Annotated in this window: 17 protein-coding genes; 9 read left to right on the top strand and 8 right to left on the bottom strand. The window is 62.2% G+C overall.

The genetic code is table 11. The features are described 5' to 3' along the window. Positions 1–39 precede the first annotated feature (39 nt). The 3 genes from L5849_RS08750 to L5849_RS08740 are packed head-to-tail and all read right to left on the bottom strand — an operon-like array spanning position 40 to position 2243. Positions 40–450: a hypothetical protein gene (locus L5849_RS08750; RefSeq protein ID WP_236925278.1), complete on the bottom strand. Its 411-nt coding sequence runs from the start codon at positions 448–450 to the stop codon at positions 40–42. A gap of 58 nt (positions 451–508) precedes the next feature. Beyond that, positions 509–1930: a metalloprotease TldD gene (gene tldD / locus L5849_RS08745; protein WP_236925277.1), complete on the bottom strand. Its 1422-nt coding sequence runs from the start codon at positions 1928–1930 to the stop codon at positions 509–511. 52 nt (positions 1931–1982) lie between these two features. Continuing rightward, the gene (locus L5849_RS08740) at positions 1983–2243 is read right to left on the bottom strand and encodes a zinc-finger domain-containing protein (protein ID WP_236925276.1); all 261 of its coding nucleotides are present in this window, start codon (positions 2241–2243) and stop codon (positions 1983–1985) included. A 55-nt stretch (positions 2244–2298) separates the two neighbouring features. Between L5849_RS08740 and L5849_RS08735 the strand changes: the two genes are divergently transcribed. Continuing rightward, positions 2299–3237, top strand: coding sequence for an ABC transporter ATP-binding protein (locus L5849_RS08735; protein WP_236925275.1), 939 nt, complete (start codon positions 2299–2301; stop codon positions 3235–3237). Positions 3238–3241: 4 nt separating this feature from the next. Here L5849_RS08735 and L5849_RS08730 read toward each other — a convergent pair whose 3' ends face one another. Beyond that, positions 3242–3760, bottom strand: a complete 519-nt coding sequence (locus L5849_RS08730; RefSeq protein ID WP_236925274.1) for a hypothetical protein — start codon at positions 3758–3760, stop codon at positions 3242–3244. A 382-nt stretch (positions 3761–4142) separates the two neighbouring features. On the opposite strand from L5849_RS08730, the gene nadB reads away from it, so the two are divergent. Beyond that, positions 4143–5741, top strand: coding sequence for an L-aspartate oxidase (gene nadB / locus L5849_RS08725; RefSeq protein WP_236925273.1), 1599 nt, complete (start codon positions 4143–4145; stop codon positions 5739–5741). A gap of 28 nt (positions 5742–5769) precedes the next feature. Here nadB and L5849_RS08720 read toward each other — a convergent pair whose 3' ends face one another. Both L5849_RS08720 and L5849_RS08715 read right to left on the bottom strand, forming a co-directional pair. Further along, entirely contained in the window at positions 5770–6132 is a 363-nt protein-coding gene (locus L5849_RS08720) for a PilZ domain-containing protein (RefSeq protein WP_236925272.1), read from the bottom strand. A gap of 121 nt (positions 6133–6253) precedes the next feature. Further along, entirely contained in the window at positions 6254–6589 is a 336-nt protein-coding gene (locus tag L5849_RS08715) for a PilZ domain-containing protein (protein WP_236925271.1), read from the bottom strand. Positions 6590–6795: 206 nt separating this feature from the next. On the opposite strand from L5849_RS08715, the gene L5849_RS08710 reads away from it, so the two are divergent. Together L5849_RS08710 and L5849_RS08705 are read left to right on the top strand one after the other, a co-directional pair. Next, positions 6796–7677 carry an alpha/beta fold hydrolase gene (locus L5849_RS08710; protein ID WP_368735732.1) on the top strand — a complete coding sequence of 294 codons (882 nt, stop codon included), beginning with the start codon at positions 6796–6798 and terminating at the stop codon, positions 7675–7677. Between the two features lie 510 nt (positions 7678–8187). After that, a complete protein-coding gene (locus tag L5849_RS08705; RefSeq protein ID WP_115415328.1) occupies positions 8188–10209 on the top strand; it encodes a ribonucleoside-diphosphate reductase subunit alpha in 2022 nt (673 codons plus the stop codon). 190 nt (positions 10210–10399) lie between these two features. On the opposite strand, the gene L5849_RS08700 is transcribed toward L5849_RS08705, so the two are convergent. After that, positions 10400–11596: a GGDEF domain-containing protein gene (locus L5849_RS08700; RefSeq protein ID WP_236925269.1), complete on the bottom strand. Its 1197-nt coding sequence runs from the start codon at positions 11594–11596 to the stop codon at positions 10400–10402. A gap of 672 nt (positions 11597–12268) precedes the next feature. On the opposite strand from L5849_RS08700, the gene L5849_RS08695 reads away from it, so the two are divergent. The 4 genes from L5849_RS08695 (at position 12269) to L5849_RS08680 (ending at position 14816) form a co-directional block, all read left to right on the top strand. Further along, complete coding sequence (locus L5849_RS08695) at positions 12269–13327, top strand: ribonucleotide-diphosphate reductase subunit beta (RefSeq protein ID WP_236925268.1); 1059 nt, start codon at positions 12269–12271, stop codon at positions 13325–13327. A 12-nt stretch (positions 13328–13339) separates the two neighbouring features. Then, entirely contained in the window at positions 13340–13945 is a 606-nt protein-coding gene (locus L5849_RS08690; RefSeq protein WP_236925267.1) for a hypothetical protein, read from the top strand. Positions 13946–14253: 308 nt separating this feature from the next. Beyond that, complete coding sequence (locus tag L5849_RS08685; RefSeq protein WP_115415324.1) at positions 14254–14508, top strand: YdcH family protein; 255 nt, start codon at positions 14254–14256, stop codon at positions 14506–14508. A 68-nt stretch (positions 14509–14576) separates the two neighbouring features. Continuing rightward, positions 14577–14816, top strand: a complete 240-nt coding sequence (locus L5849_RS08680; protein ID WP_236925266.1) for a hypothetical protein — start codon at positions 14577–14579, stop codon at positions 14814–14816. Positions 14817–15058: 242 nt separating this feature from the next. Here the strand turns inward: L5849_RS08680 and L5849_RS08675 are convergent, their stop codons facing one another. Then, a complete protein-coding gene (locus tag L5849_RS08675) occupies positions 15059–15721 on the bottom strand; it encodes a hypothetical protein (protein ID WP_236925265.1) in 663 nt (220 codons plus the stop codon). 99 nt (positions 15722–15820) lie between these two features. Here L5849_RS08675 and L5849_RS08670 point away from each other — a divergent pair, with 99 nt between their 5' ends. Then, positions 15821–16390 (top strand): DUF4440 domain-containing protein, encoded by a 570-nt coding sequence (locus tag L5849_RS08670; protein ID WP_236925264.1) that lies wholly within the window; start codon positions 15821–15823, stop codon positions 16388–16390. Positions 16391–16439: the final 49 nt, after the last annotated feature.

The raw sequence follows: 16439 nt of genomic DNA, 5'->3' as shown, positions 1-16439 counted from the left end.
CCGGTGCCGAGGAGGCCCCGCACCGCGACGTCGCGACGCTTAACCTTCGGCATCGACCTTGGTGTAGGGTATGAAGTCGTCGAGCAGGAGCACACCGCTGAAGAATCCGCCCACGCGGTCGACCAGTTCGATCGTGTCTGTGCGGCAAAGCGAGCTGCCGCTAAACCGCTTCAGCACCATCACATCGCTATCGTCGATGCTGTCCGGATTGCGGGTATAATTGACCCAGATCGTCTTGCCGTCGCGATAGACCAGCGCGGTATTGTCGATCTGCATCAGGTTGCGGCTGCCGAACGTGTTGATGCAGCTTTGCGGCTCGCCCGCCACACGCCCTTCGAGCATTTCGGCAAGCTTCTTCTCGCCGCGTGTCATCTCTTCGGATTCTTCCGCCAGAGCGGGAGCGGCCAACAGACCGAGCGCGGCAGTTGCGAGAGCTAGAGGCTTGAGCATGGCGAATCTCCTGTTGAGCGCAGGACTACTAAACCATGATGGCTGAACCTGCGATGAGTTATGCGGTGCCGCCTACCGTGATGCCGTCGATCAGCAGGGTGGGCTGGCCGACGCCCGCTGGCACGCTCTGCCCGCCCTTGCCGCACATGCCGATACCTTCGTCGAGCGCCATGTCGTTACCGATACCGCGAACCTTGGTAAGCACGGTCGGGCCGTCGCCGATCAGTGTCGCGCCCTTGATCGGGGCCACCACTTTGCCCTTTTCGACCTTGTAGGCCTCTGTGCAGGCGAAAACGAATTTGCCCGACACGATATCGACCTGCCCGCCGCCGAAACTGGTGGCATAGATGCCGTCGTCGACGCGGCTGAGCAGCTCCTCCGGATCGTCATGGCCGCCCTGCATGAAAGTGTTGGTCATCCGCGGCATGGGCGCGTGTTCATAGGATTCCCGGCGACCATTGCCGGTCGCCTCGACTCCCATCAGCCGGGCGTTGAGGCGGTCCTGCATGTATCCCTTCAGGATACCGTCCTCGATCAGCACCGTCTCGCGCGTGGGCGTGCCCTCGTCGTCAATGCTCAGCGAGCCGCGACGGTTGGCGATGCTCCCATCGTCGATCACGGTGACTCCGGGCGCGGCCACGCGTTCGCCGATACGTCCGGCAAAGGCGCTGGTGCCCTTGCGGTTGAAATCGCCTTCCAGCCCGTGGCCGACCGCTTCGTGCAGCAAGACGCCGGGCCAGCCGGGGCCGAGCAGCACGGTTTTTTCGCCGGCAGGCGCCTCGATGCTTTCGAGATTCACCAGCGCCTGGCGGACCGCCTCGTCGACCGCATTCATCCAGCGGCCCTCGTCGAACAGATCGTCGTAGAGATAGCGTCCGCCGAAGCCGAAGCTGCCGGTTTCGCGGCGGCCGTTGCTCTCGGCGACGATGCTTACGTTGAGGCGCACCAGCGGGCGGATGTCGCGCGCGGTAAACCCGTCGGCGCGAATGATGTCGATCGCGCTCCAGCTTCCCGCAAGGCTGGCACTGACCTGCGCCACGCGCGGGTCCCTGGCACGCGCGATGGCATCGATCTTCTCGAGCAGGCCGACCTTTTCGGCGAAGGGCATGAGGTCGAGCGGGCTGGCGTCGGTATAGAGATGGCGGTTGGTGCGCTCGGGCGGGGCGGCGTGCGGCGATGTGGTCGCATCGAGCAATTGCAGTGTTTCGCCTGCGCGCGCGATTGCCCTCGCGCTGATCTCATTGGCGTGGGCGAAGCCCGTGGTTTCGCCCGATACCCCGCGCAGGCCGAAGCCCGAATCGCGGCTGTAATCGGCGGTCTTCAGCCGTCCGTCGTCGAAGGCGAAACTCTCGGTCGCCATGAATTGCAGGTAAAGCTCGCCATCGTCGCACGGCGCCAGCAGGCGCGCGGTCAGCGCCTTGGCTTCCTCGGGATCGAGCTGGCTGTGGAGCAGGGCGTGCGGGTCGGTCGCTTGCGTCATGCCCTGCTATGTAGGGGCTGGCAGGTGCGATGGCGAGGGGCCGTGGCAGCCTTTACCGGTGCCCGGGGTCGCCGCCCTCGGAAATATCCATCAGGGTCGATTGGTCGACACCATCTGCGGGGCCGCCTTCGAGCACGAAGCGCCGATCGCAATAGCCGCAATCGACATAGCCATGCTCGTCGATCTCGAGATAGATCTTCGGATGGCCGAGCGCGGCCGCGCGGTAGTTCTTACCCGTGCGGATATCGGTCGCACCGTCGCACCACACGCGGCGGGTGGTGACCATGGACACTTCGGGAGGTGGCAGACTCATGGGAAGGGCCGATAATGGGTTTTTATCCGGCCCTCAAGCGCCTAGGTCACCCGCCATGACAACGCCTCCTGCGATCCGCATCGACAACCTCGTCAAGGAATATGCCTCTCCAGGTCCGGGCGAGCCGCCCAAGCTGGCCCTGAAAGGCGTCAGTTTCGACGTGCCGCAAGGTGGTATCTTCGGCCTGCTTGGTCCGAACGGTGCTGGCAAGTCGACGCTCATCAACATCCTTGCAGGACTTGTGCGCAAGACCGGCGGCAGCGCGGAGCTCTGGGGCTTCGACATCGGCGAAAATCCGCGCAATGCGAAGCGTTCGATCGGGATCGTGCCGCAGGAAATCGTTTTCGACCCGTTCTTTACACCGTTCGAGGTGCTCGAGAATCAGGCAGGTTTCTACGGCATCCCCAAGGCCGAGCGCCGCAGCGAAGAACTGCTCAAGGCGGTGCATCTGTGGGACAAGAAGGACGCCTATGCGCGCACGCTGTCGGGGGGAATGAAGCGCCGCCTGCTGATTGCCAAGGCCATGGTCCATTCGCCCCCGATCCTCGTGCTCGACGAGCCGACGGCGGGCGTCGATGTGGAACTGCGCCGCCAGCTCTGGGAACTCGTCACCGAACTCAATCGCGAAGGCGTGACCGTTGTGCTGACCACGCATTATCTCGAGGAGGCCGAGCAGCTCTGCGACCGGATCGCGATTATCAACCATGGCGAGCTGATCGCCGACAAGCCGACCCGCGAACTGGTCGGCATGGCGCGGGAGAAGATCGTCGCGGTCACCGTCGACAAAGATCTGGGAGGTCCGATCATGGAAGAGGCCTTCACCAAGGCCGAGGTGATCGAACCGCGGCGGCTCGAAATCACCTATGATCGCGACAAGGCGAGCGCGGGTCAGGTGCTCGCGATCGTCCAATCGCATGGCTACGCGATAGAGGATGTCACCACGCGGGAAGCCGATCTGGAAGACGTCTTCGTCCAGCTGACGGGCGCGGGGTAATCCGTCAGGCGAGACCTGCGCGTTCCAGATCGCGGCGCATCTGGCTCTTGCGGAAACCACGACCCGAAAACAGCCGCGTGAAATCGGCCCAGTGGTCGAAATGCTGCAATTGGCGGTGATAGTAATTCACATATTCCAGGGCCGCCAACAGAGCGGCTGCGAAGGCGACCCAGAAATCGCCGCGCGACCGGGCGATGCCGGGCTCGATCAGTGCGCCGATCACTCCCAGAACGGCAAGAATCGTGGCGATGAACAGCGGACGGCGCCATTTTTTCACGGTCCGCAATGTAGGGCGCAGGGTGTCCTGCCCTTGCAACTGGGCCAGCTTGGCGCGCCAGTAGAGCGTGCCGACCAAAAGCAGACCGCACATCGGAACGAGGGCGAAAAGCGCAAGCGGCCCCACCTGCCCGCCCGCGAGCGCAACCATGATCACGGGCAGGATGACGACATTCGCGCCTTCCATTTTCCAATAGCTCGACAAGCGCTTGGCGAGATCGCCCTTGCTGGCGGGATTTTCGACCATCGCCGCGTTCAAGCAAAGCGGACATGAATAGGCAAGGGATTGCCTCGCGGAATCCGGGTTAGAGGAAACCGCGCGGCCCAAGACCTGCATCGTGCACCTGAAGCAATTGCCAATGATGCGGTTCGATTTCTTCCATCGGTGCCTTGCAATTGCGGCAGCGCCCAACCTGCTGGCCGCTAACGCGCTTCACGTTTTTCTCATCTATACGGTGCCTGCCGACAGCGCAGGCAATTCGTCCCAGTCCCATTGACGACCCTTAATTCCCGGTTTTCGTTATCCCCTGCCGATTCGGGCGGTAATGTGGCGAAGCAAAAACCTTAACCGTGCTGCGCCGGAGCGTTCCCTGCTTGCCGCGTAACGATTGCCTCGGCATGACGCGCGCATGACAGACACATCTCACGACGTCCTCGTCATCGGATCGGGCGCTGCCGGACTAACCGCGGCGCTGGCGCTGGCAGAAACCAAAAAAGTGTTGGTACTGGCGAAGGGGCGGCTCGACAGCGGCTCGACTGCCTGGGCGCAGGGCGGGATCGCCGCCGTGCTCGATGCGGGCGATACGTTCGAGAATCACGTTCGCGACACAATGGTCGCCGGTGCCGGTCTCAACGATATCGAGACGGTCGAGTTCGTGATCGAACGCGCGCCGGCCTCGATCGACCGGTTGTGTGAACTTGGCGTGCCTTTCAATCGCGAGGCCATGGATGAAGGGGGCGACCTCCACCTCACGCGCGAGGGCGGTCATTCGCACCGCCGGATCGTCCATGTGAACGACGCGACCGGCTGGGCGGTGCAGGCCGCGCTGCTCAAGGCGGCGGAGGAGAATCCGAACATTACCCTGTTGCCGGGCCAGAGCTGCATCGATCTCGTGACGGGCCGCAACCAGGCCGACTATTCGGGTTCGGGACGGGTGTGGGGCGCCTATGCGCTGGACGAGGAAAGCGGCAAGGTTGTGACCCACCTGGCGCGCGCCACAGTGCTCGCGGCGGGCGGCGCGGGGCGCGTCTATCTGTTCAGCACCTCTCCCCGCGGCGCGACGGGCGACGGGATCGCCATGGCCTGGCGTGCCGGGGCGCGGGTGTCGAACATGGAGATGATGCAGTTCCACCCGACTTGCCTCTACAATCTCGAGGTCAAGAACTTCCTCATTACCGAGGCGGTGCGCGGCGAAGGCGGGCGGCTGTTCAATCCCGTCACCGGCGAGCGCTACATGGAGCAATACGATCCCGAGCGCATGGAGCTGGCGCCGCGCGATATCGTCGCGCGTGCGAATGACGATCAGATCAAGCGATACGGGCTGGACTATGTCCATCTCGACATCAGCCATCGATCGCCCGAATTCGTGGTCGAGCATTTCCCGACAATTCACGAGAAACTTCTCGGGCTCGGGATCGACATGACCAAAGATCCCATCCCAGTCGTCCCCGCACAGCACTACACATGCGGCGGGGTGAAGATCGGGCTCGACGCGAAGACCGATTTACCCGGTCTGTGGGCGGCAGGCGAATGCACCGAAAGCGGCCTGCACGGGGCCAACAGGCTGGCGTCGAACAGCCTGCTCGAATGCTTCGTTTTCGGCGAAGCGGCGGCCAAGGACATTCTCGAATGCTGGGACCAGCTCGACGATCCACCCGCAATCCTGCCATGGGACGAGAGCAGGGTCACCGATTCCGACGAAGAGGTGGTCATCAAGCAGAACTGGACCGAGATCCGGCGGTTCATGTGGAATTATGTCGGCATCGTGCGCACGACCAAGCGGCTCGAACGCGCGGGCAATCGGATCGAGATGCTTCGGCAGGAAGTGGAAGACTATTACGGCAGCTTCCGGGTCACCACCGATCTGATCGAGCTACGCAATCTGCTCGAATGCGCTGCCCTGATCGTGAGGAGCGCGCTGAAGCGGCACGAAAGCCGGGGGCTGCATTTCATCATGGATTATCCGCAGACCGACCCTGTCGCGCGCGATACCGTGCTCGTCCCCTGAGGGCGGTTAGCGTTCGACACGGTTAGGCTTAATCGAAATCTCGGTCGGGCCGCATCGGAGGCATATCGCGCCCGAATTGGTCTGCAAGGGGCTGGCTGTCGCCGAGTGCGATATTGTCGATTTGAAAATAGCGAACGGTCACCGCATCGAGCTTGCGATAGAATGTAACGCCGATCCTGCGATTATTGGCCCATATGATCTCGCCTTCGACACAAACCCTGTCGATCAGCGTGACCGTCACTTTCCGGCCCCTCGATGCGCTCTTGCTGTCGCAAGCGATCATGCAGCCGTCATCCGAAAGGTTCAGCATCCGGCCCCGCATCACGGCATCGTTCACCGAGACCAGAATTTCCTTATTCGTATTGAAGCGTTTGTGCCTACGCCGTTCCATTTGTTGATGACCCCAGCGACCCGAGCATTATGCCCGGTTATCAGGGTCCTCCGGTCACGAGGCTTCGTATTGTAAAAATGCGTCAAATCCGGCCGGGAAAGACGGATTTCCCGCGTGGAACCTAACTTCTCGGCAAGGCCCATCCGCCGAAAGACCAGTCGCCGCGCGGCAACCATTGATCGGATGCGTAATGGCGGACGACATGGGCGTCGATCGGTTCGAGAAAAAAGATGCCGATGCTTTCGCCCAATTGCCAAGCGACTTGGCCCTGAGCGATGTATTCCGGCAGAAGCGCCAGTTCGACCGGCGCCCCGATCCTGGGTGTGAGATCGGGGCATTCGACCATGCAGCCGGACGGCGATAGATTGCGCATGGCGCAGCGCAGGCCGATACCGGCGATGGTGATGCGCACGAATTCCTGTGTGAGCGTGCGCCCTTCGCGTCTACGATCGACCATGGCGTGTCCCGTTGCTGTCGGTTTGCGACCGCAATGAAGATGGACCGCGAACGCCAGGCGCGCTTGTATCCGAACGACATATTCGCGCGCGCTTTTACCCGGCGGTTACCATAGTTTTACCCTTCTCCCGATTCCGCGATGGACAATCCTCGGCAATTCCGGTGAGTTTGCGGGAAACGGGTAGAGGGAGATGCGGTTTGCCCAAGGTGACAGCGAACGGAATCGAGATTCATTACGAGGCCCATGGCGACGAGGCCAATCCGCCGATATTGCTAATCATGGGCTTCGGCGCGCAATTGACATTATGGCCCGACGAGCTGGTGGAGGCGCTTGCCAACCACGGCTTTCGTGTCATTCGCTACGACAATCGCGATATCGGACTCAGTCACAAGTTCGACGGTGTGAAGGCGCCCGGCCTCGTCAAGATGACTCTGCTGTCCAAGATCGGCCTCACGCCCAAAGTGCCTTATACGCTAGCCGATATGGCCGATGACGGGGCGGGCCTGCTCGACGCGCTGGGAATCGCCAAGGCCCATATCGTCGGGGCGAGCATGGGGGGAATGATCGCGCAGCATTTCGCCTCGCGCCACGCGGACAAATGCCTCTCGCTCACCTCGATTTTTTCGTCCACCGGCAATCCCAAGCTGCCGCCCGCGAAACCCGAAGCGCTGAAGGCCCTGGTCACACGGCCCAAAACCACCGAGGAAGAGGCGCTGGTCGAACATGGCATCATGCTCGCCCGCACCATCGGTTCGCCCGGCTATCCAACCGCGGATGAACGCCTGCGCGAACGGACCAGGGCGAGCGTGCGGCGCAGTTTCTATCCCGAAGGGCCGACTCGGCATTTGTCGGCCATCGTCGCCGATGGCGACCGGCGCGACATGCTCGAAACCATTTCCGTGCCGACTTTGGTTCTGCATGGCGAGGACGATCCACTGGTCCCTTGCGAAGGCGGCCGCGATACCGCTGCCTCGATTCGCGGAGCGAAGCTGAAGACGATCCCGGGATGGGGGCATGATCTCCCGCTCGAACTGGTCGACGAGCTTGCCGATGCAATCGCCGACCATGCAAAGGCGAATGCGGGCTAGGTGGGTTCGTCTTCGAGCCGCGACCGAGCGCGGCAGCCTACACCCGCTTCCGGATTCCAAAATTGCGCGTCCGGATTCGAACGAATCTCAACCCGGCACGATCATTTTTGCCCGCAAAATTTTTTTCCCGGATTCATTTTCGCCCTTGCGCTCGCCGCGAGTCCAGCTTCGTCCACGCGTCGCGGCGTTGCAACAAGATAAGTCACCATGCTCCGACCCTGCGTGTCCGCGGTAAATCGCCGCCAACCCCCTTGCGCTGGAGTCCCGGCTGATTCAGTATCTAGTGGTAGAGCGGCTGGGGGTACCCACAAGACCTAGCGATTTGCGGCGGACTTCCCATATTGGAAGATTGGCGCGACCAAGCGGGCCTGTGGGAAAAAAGGGACAAGTTTTTGCCCCGGAGCCGCAAGGAATTGGTAGGCGAGGGCGATGCCCCGGCGAATCGAACACAAGCGGAACATGCGGGGCCTGGAATCAGGCACGCGAATGATACGGACAGCGGGGCAGACGATGGATTTTAAGAGCGGGGACGATACGGCGATGGCACTGGATCTGGATAGGCAGGACACCGTCGAGGAGCCCACTACCGGCAAGAAAGCGGTTGCGATGGACAAGATTGACAAAGGCAGCGAAGAACTCGTCCAGGAAGCGGCGGGCGAGGCGCTGGCCGGTGCTGTGGCGAGTGCGGCTGCAGCAGCAGCCAAGGAAGACAGCAAGAAAGTGCTCGACCGGCGTTTCGACGTGCAGATCGACGAGAGCCGAGACGCCCTGCTGACCGAATTCGGCAAGGAAACGCTAACCGATCGCTACCTGCTGCCGGGTGAGAAATATCAGGACCTGTTCGCGCGTGTCGCTGATTATTTTGCCGACGATGCGGACCATGCGCAGCGCCTCTACGATTATATTTCCAGGCTGTGGTTCATGCCGGCGACGCCGGTTCTGTCGAATGGCGGCACCACGCGCGGCCTGCCGATTTCGTGCTATCTCAACAGCGTGGCCGACAGCCTCGACGGGATCGTCAATACCTGGAACGAGAATGTCTGGCTGGCTTCGAAGGGTGGCGGCATTGGCACCTATTGGGGCAATGTCCGCGGCATCGGCGAACCCGTGGGCCTCAACGGCAAGACCAGCGGCATCATTCCTTTCGTCCGCGTGATGGACAGCCTTACACTGGCAATTAGCCAGGGTTCGCTGCGCCGCGGTTCGGCTGCCTGCTACATCGACGTCTCGCACCCCGAGATCGAGGAGTTCCTCGAAATCCGCAAGCCGAGCGGCGACTTCAACCGCAAGGCGCTGAACTTGCATCACGGCGTGCTGGTCACCGACGCCTTCATGGAGGCGGTTCGCAACGGCGAGGAATTCGATCTTCTAAGCCCCAAGGACGGTTCGGTCCGCAAGACGGTCGACGCGCGTTCGCTGTTTCAGAAGCTGGTCGAAACCCGCCTTGCGACCGGCGAGCCCTATATCGTGTTCTCGGACACGGTGAACCGGATGATGCCCAAGCATCACCGCGAGCTTGGGCTCAAGGTTTCGACCTCGAACCTGTGCGCCGAAATCACGCTGCCGACCGGGATCGACCATCTCGGCAACGATCGCACGGCGGTCTGCTGCCTGTCCTCGCTCAATCTCGAGAAATGGGACGAATGGAACGAGGACAAGACCTTCATCGAGGATGTCATGCGCTTCCTCGACAATGTGCTGCAGGACTATATCGATCGCGCACCCGACGAAATGGCCCGGGCGAAATATTCGGCCATGCGCGAACGCAGCGTCGGCATGGGCGTGATGGGCTTCCACTCCTTCCTCCAGTCCAAGGGCATCGGCTTCGAAAGCCCGATGGCCAAGGTGTGGAACCTCAAGATGTTCAAACATGTCAGCGCCAAGGCCGAAGAGGCTTCGCTGGTGCTCGCTCAGGAACGCGGCCCATGCCCCGATGCCGCCGAAACCGGCGCGATGGAGCGCTTCAGTTGCAAGATGGCGATCGCGCCGACCGCGTCGATCAGCATCATCTGCGGCGGCACCAGCGCCTGCATCGAACCGATCCCGGCCAATATCTACACGCACAAGACGCTGTCGGGCTCGTTCATCGTCAAGAACCCCTATCTCGAGAAGATCCTCGACAAGAAGAGCAAGAATTCGACCAATGTCTGGAACTCGATCCTCGAGCAGGGCGGCAGCGTCCAGCATCTCGATTTCCTGACGGCGGAAGAAAAGGCCGCCTTCAAGACCAGCTTCGAGATCGACCAGCGCTGGCTGCTCGAATTCGCGGCCGACCGCGCGCCCTTTATCGATCAGGCGCAATCGCTGAACCTGTTCATTCCGGCCGATGTCGACAAATGGGACCTGATGATGCTGCACTTCCAGGCGTGGGAGAAGGGCATCAAATCGCTCTATTACTTGCGCTCGAAGAGCGTGCAGCGCGCCGGTTTTGCAGGCGGTGTGGAAGCCGACAATACCGCGGATGCGGCCAAATACGAACTGGCCGCCGGCGGTGAGCAGACCGATTACGAGGAATGCCTCGCCTGCCAGTAAGCGAACGAAAGCCCGCATAAGACGCCCCGAGGCCGCCGACCGTCAGGATCGGCGGCCTCGAGCTTGCGTTATCGCGCGCTCGATCGTCCTCTGGCTTACCGGAATGGCACCGATTGAAGGACATTCGGCCATCGACCGATGGCCACGGGTCCGGGCTCCGTCGCAAGCCGTGCCGCGCGCAGAAGAGGTTTCAGGCGGCCATCAAGCTGCGGTTCCGCCCTTCGGCCTTGGCGCGATAGAGCGCGGCATCGGCTCTTGCCAGCATATCGGCGAGTTCCGGCACATTGGGGCCTTTGTGCAGCGCGATACCGATACTGGTGGTGCAGCTTACGGTGGTGGCGCTGGCAGGGTGATCGATCTCTATCCGCTCTATCGCAACGCGCAATTCCTCGGCGATCGCATGGGCCTGGGTGGCATCGTCGGCGCGCAGGAAGACCACGAACTCTTCGCCGCCGAAGCGCGCGGCAAGCCCGCCATGACGGCTGGCCGAATGCCGCATCACTTCGGCCACCGCGCGCAGGCAGGCGTCACCCGCCTGATGGCCCCAGTGATCGTTGAACGCCTTGAAATGGTCCAGATCGACCATGAACAGCGCGGTACCGGCCTGCCCCACCGTCACCGGAGTCGCATAATGCTCGGCGAAAGTGTCTTCCGCCCGGCGACGGTTCGCGAGCCCGGTGAGCGGGTCGTTCATCGACAGCTCGGTCAGTCGCGCGTTGCTTTCCTCCAGAGCCTTGGCGCGTTCGTCCGCCTGGAGTGTCAGCAACAGGTTCCGCCGTTCGATCCAGTGGATGCGGTGGGCCAGAACGGTGGCCGCGCCCATGGTGAGCATCATGATCGGGATGAATGTCTTGGCGTAATCGACAATGGCCCCATGGAGGAGCAGGAACCCTCCCACCGCCAGCCCATACAGCAAGGCGAAACCGATCATCTGCCACCGGCGAAACGGTAGCACCGGCAGGGCAAGCCCGAACAATGTCACGACCCCGAGAGCCAGGAGGGCATTGTCAGGCGAGGGAACGAAGGCGCTTGCATAGGCCATACTCACCCCGAAGCCGATGAGCGACAGGCCCATCAACAGCTTTTGCAGGGCGAGCAGCCGTCGGGGAAGCAGCAGCGCGGATAGGGTGAAGGGCAGTACCGCCCCCAACCTGACCGCGGCGATTTTCGTGAAATGATCGGACGCGATCAGCGCGTCCACCGCCAGCGATAAAACGGCCACCACCGTGCCGAGCGCCATGAGGAACCGCCCTTCGCGATAGTGCAGATCGCCGAGCGATTCCGCGATCGCGGCATGCAGTCTGTGGTCCCACCCGCGCGGGGGCTTTTTGCCGGCCAGGGCGGCATGCGCCGCAGCGGCGAGGTCGAAGTCTTGCGCCCGGTCCATTTGCACTCGCGACTGTACCGGAATACCGCAATCTTGCAACGACTTGCACATTATCCCACGCCTTATATACCAAGCCGGCTTCGGGCTTCCCCGGGGCGGGCTGTGTGCGATCCGCGGCGGGACCGCAAGCGATGGATGCGCATATGCGTTTTCTGTCACAGCTTTGGTGCCGAGGCTCGTGGAATGCGCGCACCGTCTTCCAGACAGCCGGGCCGGTGCCGACTTTCCCAATAGGCGGATCTTCTCCGGTCGCAGGTTGCAGGTGCGCCTCGCTGCGAACCTTCTCGACCGCGTGGAGTGCCTTTATTTTGCGTGGCTTACGCCTTGTCGGCGGAGGATCGGGAAAGTCGGTCCATGCTTCGTGGAAGGCCCGGGCTGCGGAACCGATGGCGCCCCGCCCTCGATGTCGAGGAGCGGGGCGCCGGGGTTTACGGACATCGCCCGCAAAAGGGGAAACCGGACGATGCCGCTGTTCCCCGTGTTGCATATCGAATATCCTACCAACGGATTTTGCCTCGAGCGTGTTCCGCAGTTCGTCGCACAGGTGAAGCGGCGAGGCGCAGGGCGGGCCTTTTTCCATCTTATCCCCGCCGAATCATTGCCGCTTGCCTTCGAATCCAAGCTCTGATTCACTATATGAGTCGTTCACGCGAAAAACCGGAGATCCACAACATGTCGTTGCTCGAAGCCCGCAAGACCTACAAGCCCTTCGAGTACCCCTGGGCCTACGATTTCTGGAAGCGGCAGCAGCAGGTGCACTGGCTGCCGGAAGAAGTGCCGCTGGGCGAGGACTGCCGCGACTGGGCGCAGAAGCTCACCGATCACGAGCGCAATCTGCTCACCCAGATCTTCCGCTTCTTCACCCAGGCCGATGTCGAGGTGCAGGATTGCTACCACGACAAATATGGCCGCGTGTTCAAGCCGACCGAGATCAAGATGATGCTGACCGCGTTCAGCAATATGGAGACGGTGCACATCGCCGCCTACAGCCATCTGCTCGACACGATCGGCATGCCCGAAAGCGAATATGGCATGTTCCTCGAATATGAGGAAATGAAGGACAAGCACGACTATTTGCAGGAATTCGGGGTCGACACGGACGAGGATATCGCCCGCACACTGGCCATGTTCGGCGGCTTCACCGAAGGTCTGCAACTGTTCGCCAGCTTCGCCATGCTGATGAATTTCCCGCGCTTCAACAAGATGAAGGGCATGGGCCAGATCGTTAGCTGGTCGGTCCGCGACGAAAGCCTGCATTGCGAAGGCATTACCCGCCTGTTCCATGAATTCGCTCGCGAGCGCGACTGCCTGACCAAGGCGGTCAAGGAAGACATCATGGATATGTGCCAGAAGACGGTGCGGCTGGAAGATGCCTTCATCGACCTCGCCTTCGAGGATGGCCCGGTGCCGGGCATGACCGCGAAGGAAATCAAGAAGTATATCCGCTACATCGCCGACTGGCGCCTCAGTCAGCTTGGCCTGCAGCCGATCTACATGGTCGACGACCACCCGCTGCCCTGGCTCGCCCCGCTGCTTAACGGCGTGGAGCACGCCAACTTCTTCGAAACCCGCGCGACCGAATATTCGAAGGGCGCCACCCGCGGCGACTGGAACACCGTCTGGTCGAGCTTCGACAAGCGCAACAAGGCCAAGGCCGCGAACGAGGAAGAAGCCGAGGATGACGGCCCGGGCCTGTTCGGCGAGGAAAGTGGGAGCGTGGCGGCGGAGTGATTTGAAGCGACAATGAACGGGGACCAGTTGCTTGCGCTGACAATCTCAGGCTTGGCGCTTGCGGTTTCCGTGGCGACGCTCTGGTTGACCTACTTTCGTAAAGGGTCAGTCCGGATGACACGGCCCACGCAGGTTTTCCTTGGCTCCGATGGCTCTCCGTCTTCCGGCCCAAATGGTCGGCCAAAGGTATTCTTGCGAGCGTTGTTGCTAGCAGAGGCGAAGCGCGGTCGAGTGATCGAAACCCTTTACGCAACACTGACACGAGACGAGTCCCGACAGAATTTCAATATCTGGGTCCACGGCGACGATCAGCTTGTGAGAGGGGGTGGCCTTTTTGTCGGTGATACCGGGGTGGTCGTTAATCATCATTTTTTGCTGCCCGCTGATCATTCCGAATTCCGCTGGAAGGGCGGGAATTACAAACTTGAGGTTTTTGCAAATATTCTAGGTGACACCAAGCCAGTCAGGCTTATCTCACTGGACCTCATGATGAGCGAGGCAGAAGCCAGCAGCGTCAATACGATGATGTGCGGAATGTACTATGATTGGGGTCCGCAAGCTGGGCGTTATATCTCGCACTTAGAGGCTCCCGGATTGCCTGCGGAGGCGAGCGGTTAATGATCCTTCGTGGGAGGCTTAGTCTAAAGACCTGTCGCAGATTTAGTCGCATTGATTTCTAAGCTGTTCTGTTTGTTGACCTTCCACTGCCCCGTCCCTCGCGGCAGAAGCAGCCGCGATAATCTTCGGGCGCTGAACCCGAGGCGCAGGCTGCTACCGTGCAGGTCGTGTGTAGCCACTCTGACTATTGCCGGTGGATAGGCCCACTCGTGCGCGGCCCACCGCCCTCCGCCGCAAATTTGATCCAGCTCAATGATTGTTCGGCCGCCCCTGCTAGGGTTGTCGCCAACATTACGGAAAGGACCCGCATGTCGCAGCACACGCCCAATGAACTGACTCAAATCTTCGCCCGAGATCGCGAACTGATTACGCGGCTCAAGCAGGACGATGCGCATTACGCGCGGCTCGCCGACGAATATCACGAGGTGAACCGCGAAGTGCACCGGATCGAGGCGGAGACCGAGGCGGCGAGCGACGAGCGCACCGAAGAGCTCAAGAGGAAGCGCCTCACCCTGCTCGACGAAATTACCGCCATCGTCGCCAAGGCGCGCGAAGCGGCCTGATCGCTTGCCGGGGGATCGCCGCTCTCGTGCGGGCCTCCCGGCATAGGTCTCACCACAGGAGAATTGCCATGAACAGCCGTCTTGTCGCCGCAACCCTGCCGCTGGCAGCCGCCTTCGCGCTTGCCGCCTGCGGCGCCGAGCCCGAGGAGACCGCTTACGAGGTCGACGCGACCGATGAAGGTGGCGGCGAACTGATCGTGACCCAGCCGGATCCCGATGCGGTGCCCGTCGACACGCCCGATACGCCGATGACCAATGTGCCCGAAGAGGGCGCGCCTGCGGATAACGGTCAGGCCGACACCGAGTAATCCGCGCAAGCGAAACGGGTGTGCCCGATCAGGCTCGCGGGGGCGGACGGCGTTTTCCTGCTGCGGTCACCGCGAGGCATGATGGCGTTCGTGTGCCGTTCCGATTATCCCCCCTCCTTGCGATGCGTCGCTAAGGGGGCGCGCGGCGGATACGGTCGTTTATCCAAGCCCGCGATCGGTGCGGCCCATATCTCGGGTATCGCCTGGGAACGGGGAGGCCCCGCGCCGGGGTTTTGCCGCCGTCACCAACCCCAGGCGGGCGGGGGCGGCTCCACCGGCGCGCTCGCGTCGAATTCCACGCGGAACAGCCGCGTCGGATCGTTGCGGCGGGTGAGTTGATAAGCGAAGGCGGCGTCCGGCATGCCTGCCGGGTCGACCTCGATGCGCCAGACATTGGTCAGCGAGGCATCGAGCCCCTCGCGTGAAAACAGCGCGATGCTTTCATCGTCAACGGGAAAGTCCTGGCCCCGCACGCCCCCTGCGTCGGCGGAGGCTCCTCCATAGAAGGTCACGGCATCGGCTTCGCCATCGGCGTGGCGGTGATCGTGCTTCAACGTGAAGCGAGCGTCCGCCCCCGCGCCCTGGCGAGTCACGATCCAGGTCCGGCTACGGTCCCAGACGGGCTCGTCCGCCGCGCCGAAGTGCATCGCGTGAAACGCAATCGCAATCCGCTCCTCGTCGCATTGCGCCCAATGCGCCACCAGCCGCCGCTGCGGGAAATTCGCATCGCGCGCATCGCTGCTTGCCAGGCGCCCGTCATAAGCCCGGCCGCAATGGCTCGACAGGGCCTGCCAGAAGGCCTCTTGCGGATAGGCCGCAATGTCCGTCGGCGGCTTGGATGTGTGGGCGCAGGCCCCAAGCGTCAGCGCCGCGACCAGGGCGGGTAGAATGCGAGCGGAAACCATCCCCTATCCCTAACCCCTTGGCGCAAGATTGAAAGCCGGTTGCCCTGGAGTGCTCTCACTGTATTATATCGACAATACACAAAGGGAAAGGGATTTTCCATGCTGCCCAGCCTCGTCGCCGCGCTGCTCCTCGCTCAGGCTCCCGCCGCCGCCGCCGTACCCGCGCCGCAACCCATGCCGACCGGCGATGCACTGGAGAAACGGATCGTCGCCAATGACGCGCGGCTCTTCTGGGGGTTTTTCGAGGGCTGCGATCCCGATGCGGTTTCCGATCTGATCCATCCGGACTTTCGCATGCTGCACGATCTTGTCGGCATGCCGCTTTCGAGCGGGGCGCAGATGATCGAGCAATCCCGCAGGAATTGCGCCGATCGCGCCCCGGGCGGCAAGAACGAAGGGTATCGCAACCGCCGCCTGCCGGTGCCGGGATCGCGCCGCATCCAGAAGCTCGGCGATTGGGGGGTGCTGGAGGAAGGGCACCACACCTTCCACGAATGGCGCGCCTCGCTCGAGGGCGGGCAGGGCGGCTGGGAGATGACCGGTGGCGGGCGCTACATCCATTCCTGGCAGTGGATGCCGCAGGAAGGCCGCTTCCGTCTGCTCGAAAGCCTCAGCATCGATCATGGTCCGGCCGTGCCCTACCCGCCACAGACCGCTGCGCATCCCTAGCCCGACCGATAGCCGGGCGTATCCGCCTGTGGCAGGCAGGCATGGCGGA

Source organism: Erythrobacter sp. SN021, from assembly GCF_021864455.1.
The sequence above is the reverse complement of the archived record's forward strand: the minus strand, read 5'-3'. Positions and strand labels throughout refer to the sequence as shown.

Coding starts and splice junctions, on each gene's coding strand:
- L5849_RS08720 (WP_236925272.1), bottom strand. CDS start 6,132: ATGGAACGGCGTAGGCACAAACGCTTCAATACGAATAAGGAAATTCTG.
- L5849_RS08680 (WP_236925266.1), top strand. CDS start 14,577: ATGAACAGCCGTCTTGTCGCCGCAACCCTGCCGCTGGCAGCCGCCTTC.
- L5849_RS08705 (WP_115415328.1), top strand. CDS start 8,188: ATGGATTTTAAGAGCGGGGACGATACGGCGATGGCACTGGATCTGGAT.
- L5849_RS08675 (WP_236925265.1), bottom strand. CDS start 15,721: ATGGTTTCCGCTCGCATTCTACCCGCCCTGGTCGCGGCGCTGACGCTT.
- L5849_RS08735 (WP_236925275.1), top strand. CDS start 2,299: ATGACAACGCCTCCTGCGATCCGCATCGACAACCTCGTCAAGGAATAT.
- L5849_RS08700 (WP_236925269.1), bottom strand. CDS start 11,596: ATGGACCGGGCGCAAGACTTCGACCTCGCCGCTGCGGCGCATGCCGCC.
- L5849_RS08715 (WP_236925271.1), bottom strand. CDS start 6,589: ATGGTCGATCGTAGACGCGAAGGGCGCACGCTCACACAGGAATTCGTG.
- L5849_RS08690 (WP_236925267.1), top strand. CDS start 13,340: ATGAACGGGGACCAGTTGCTTGCGCTGACAATCTCAGGCTTGGCGCTT.
- L5849_RS08750 (WP_236925278.1), bottom strand. CDS start 450: ATGCTCAAGCCTCTAGCTCTCGCAACTGCCGCGCTCGGTCTGTTGGCC.
- L5849_RS08730 (WP_236925274.1), bottom strand. CDS start 3,760: ATGGTCGAAAATCCCGCCAGCAAGGGCGATCTCGCCAAGCGCTTGTCG.
- L5849_RS08685 (WP_115415324.1), top strand. CDS start 14,254: ATGTCGCAGCACACGCCCAATGAACTGACTCAAATCTTCGCCCGAGAT.
- tldD (WP_236925277.1), bottom strand. CDS start 1,930: ATGACGCAAGCGACCGACCCGCACGCCCTGCTCCACAGCCAGCTCGAT.
- L5849_RS08695 (WP_236925268.1), top strand. CDS start 12,269: ATGTCGTTGCTCGAAGCCCGCAAGACCTACAAGCCCTTCGAGTACCCC.
- L5849_RS08740 (WP_236925276.1), bottom strand. CDS start 2,243: ATGAGTCTGCCACCTCCCGAAGTGTCCATGGTCACCACCCGCCGCGTG.
- L5849_RS08670 (WP_236925264.1), top strand. CDS start 15,821: ATGCTGCCCAGCCTCGTCGCCGCGCTGCTCCTCGCTCAGGCTCCCGCC.
- nadB (WP_236925273.1), top strand. CDS start 4,143: ATGACAGACACATCTCACGACGTCCTCGTCATCGGATCGGGCGCTGCC.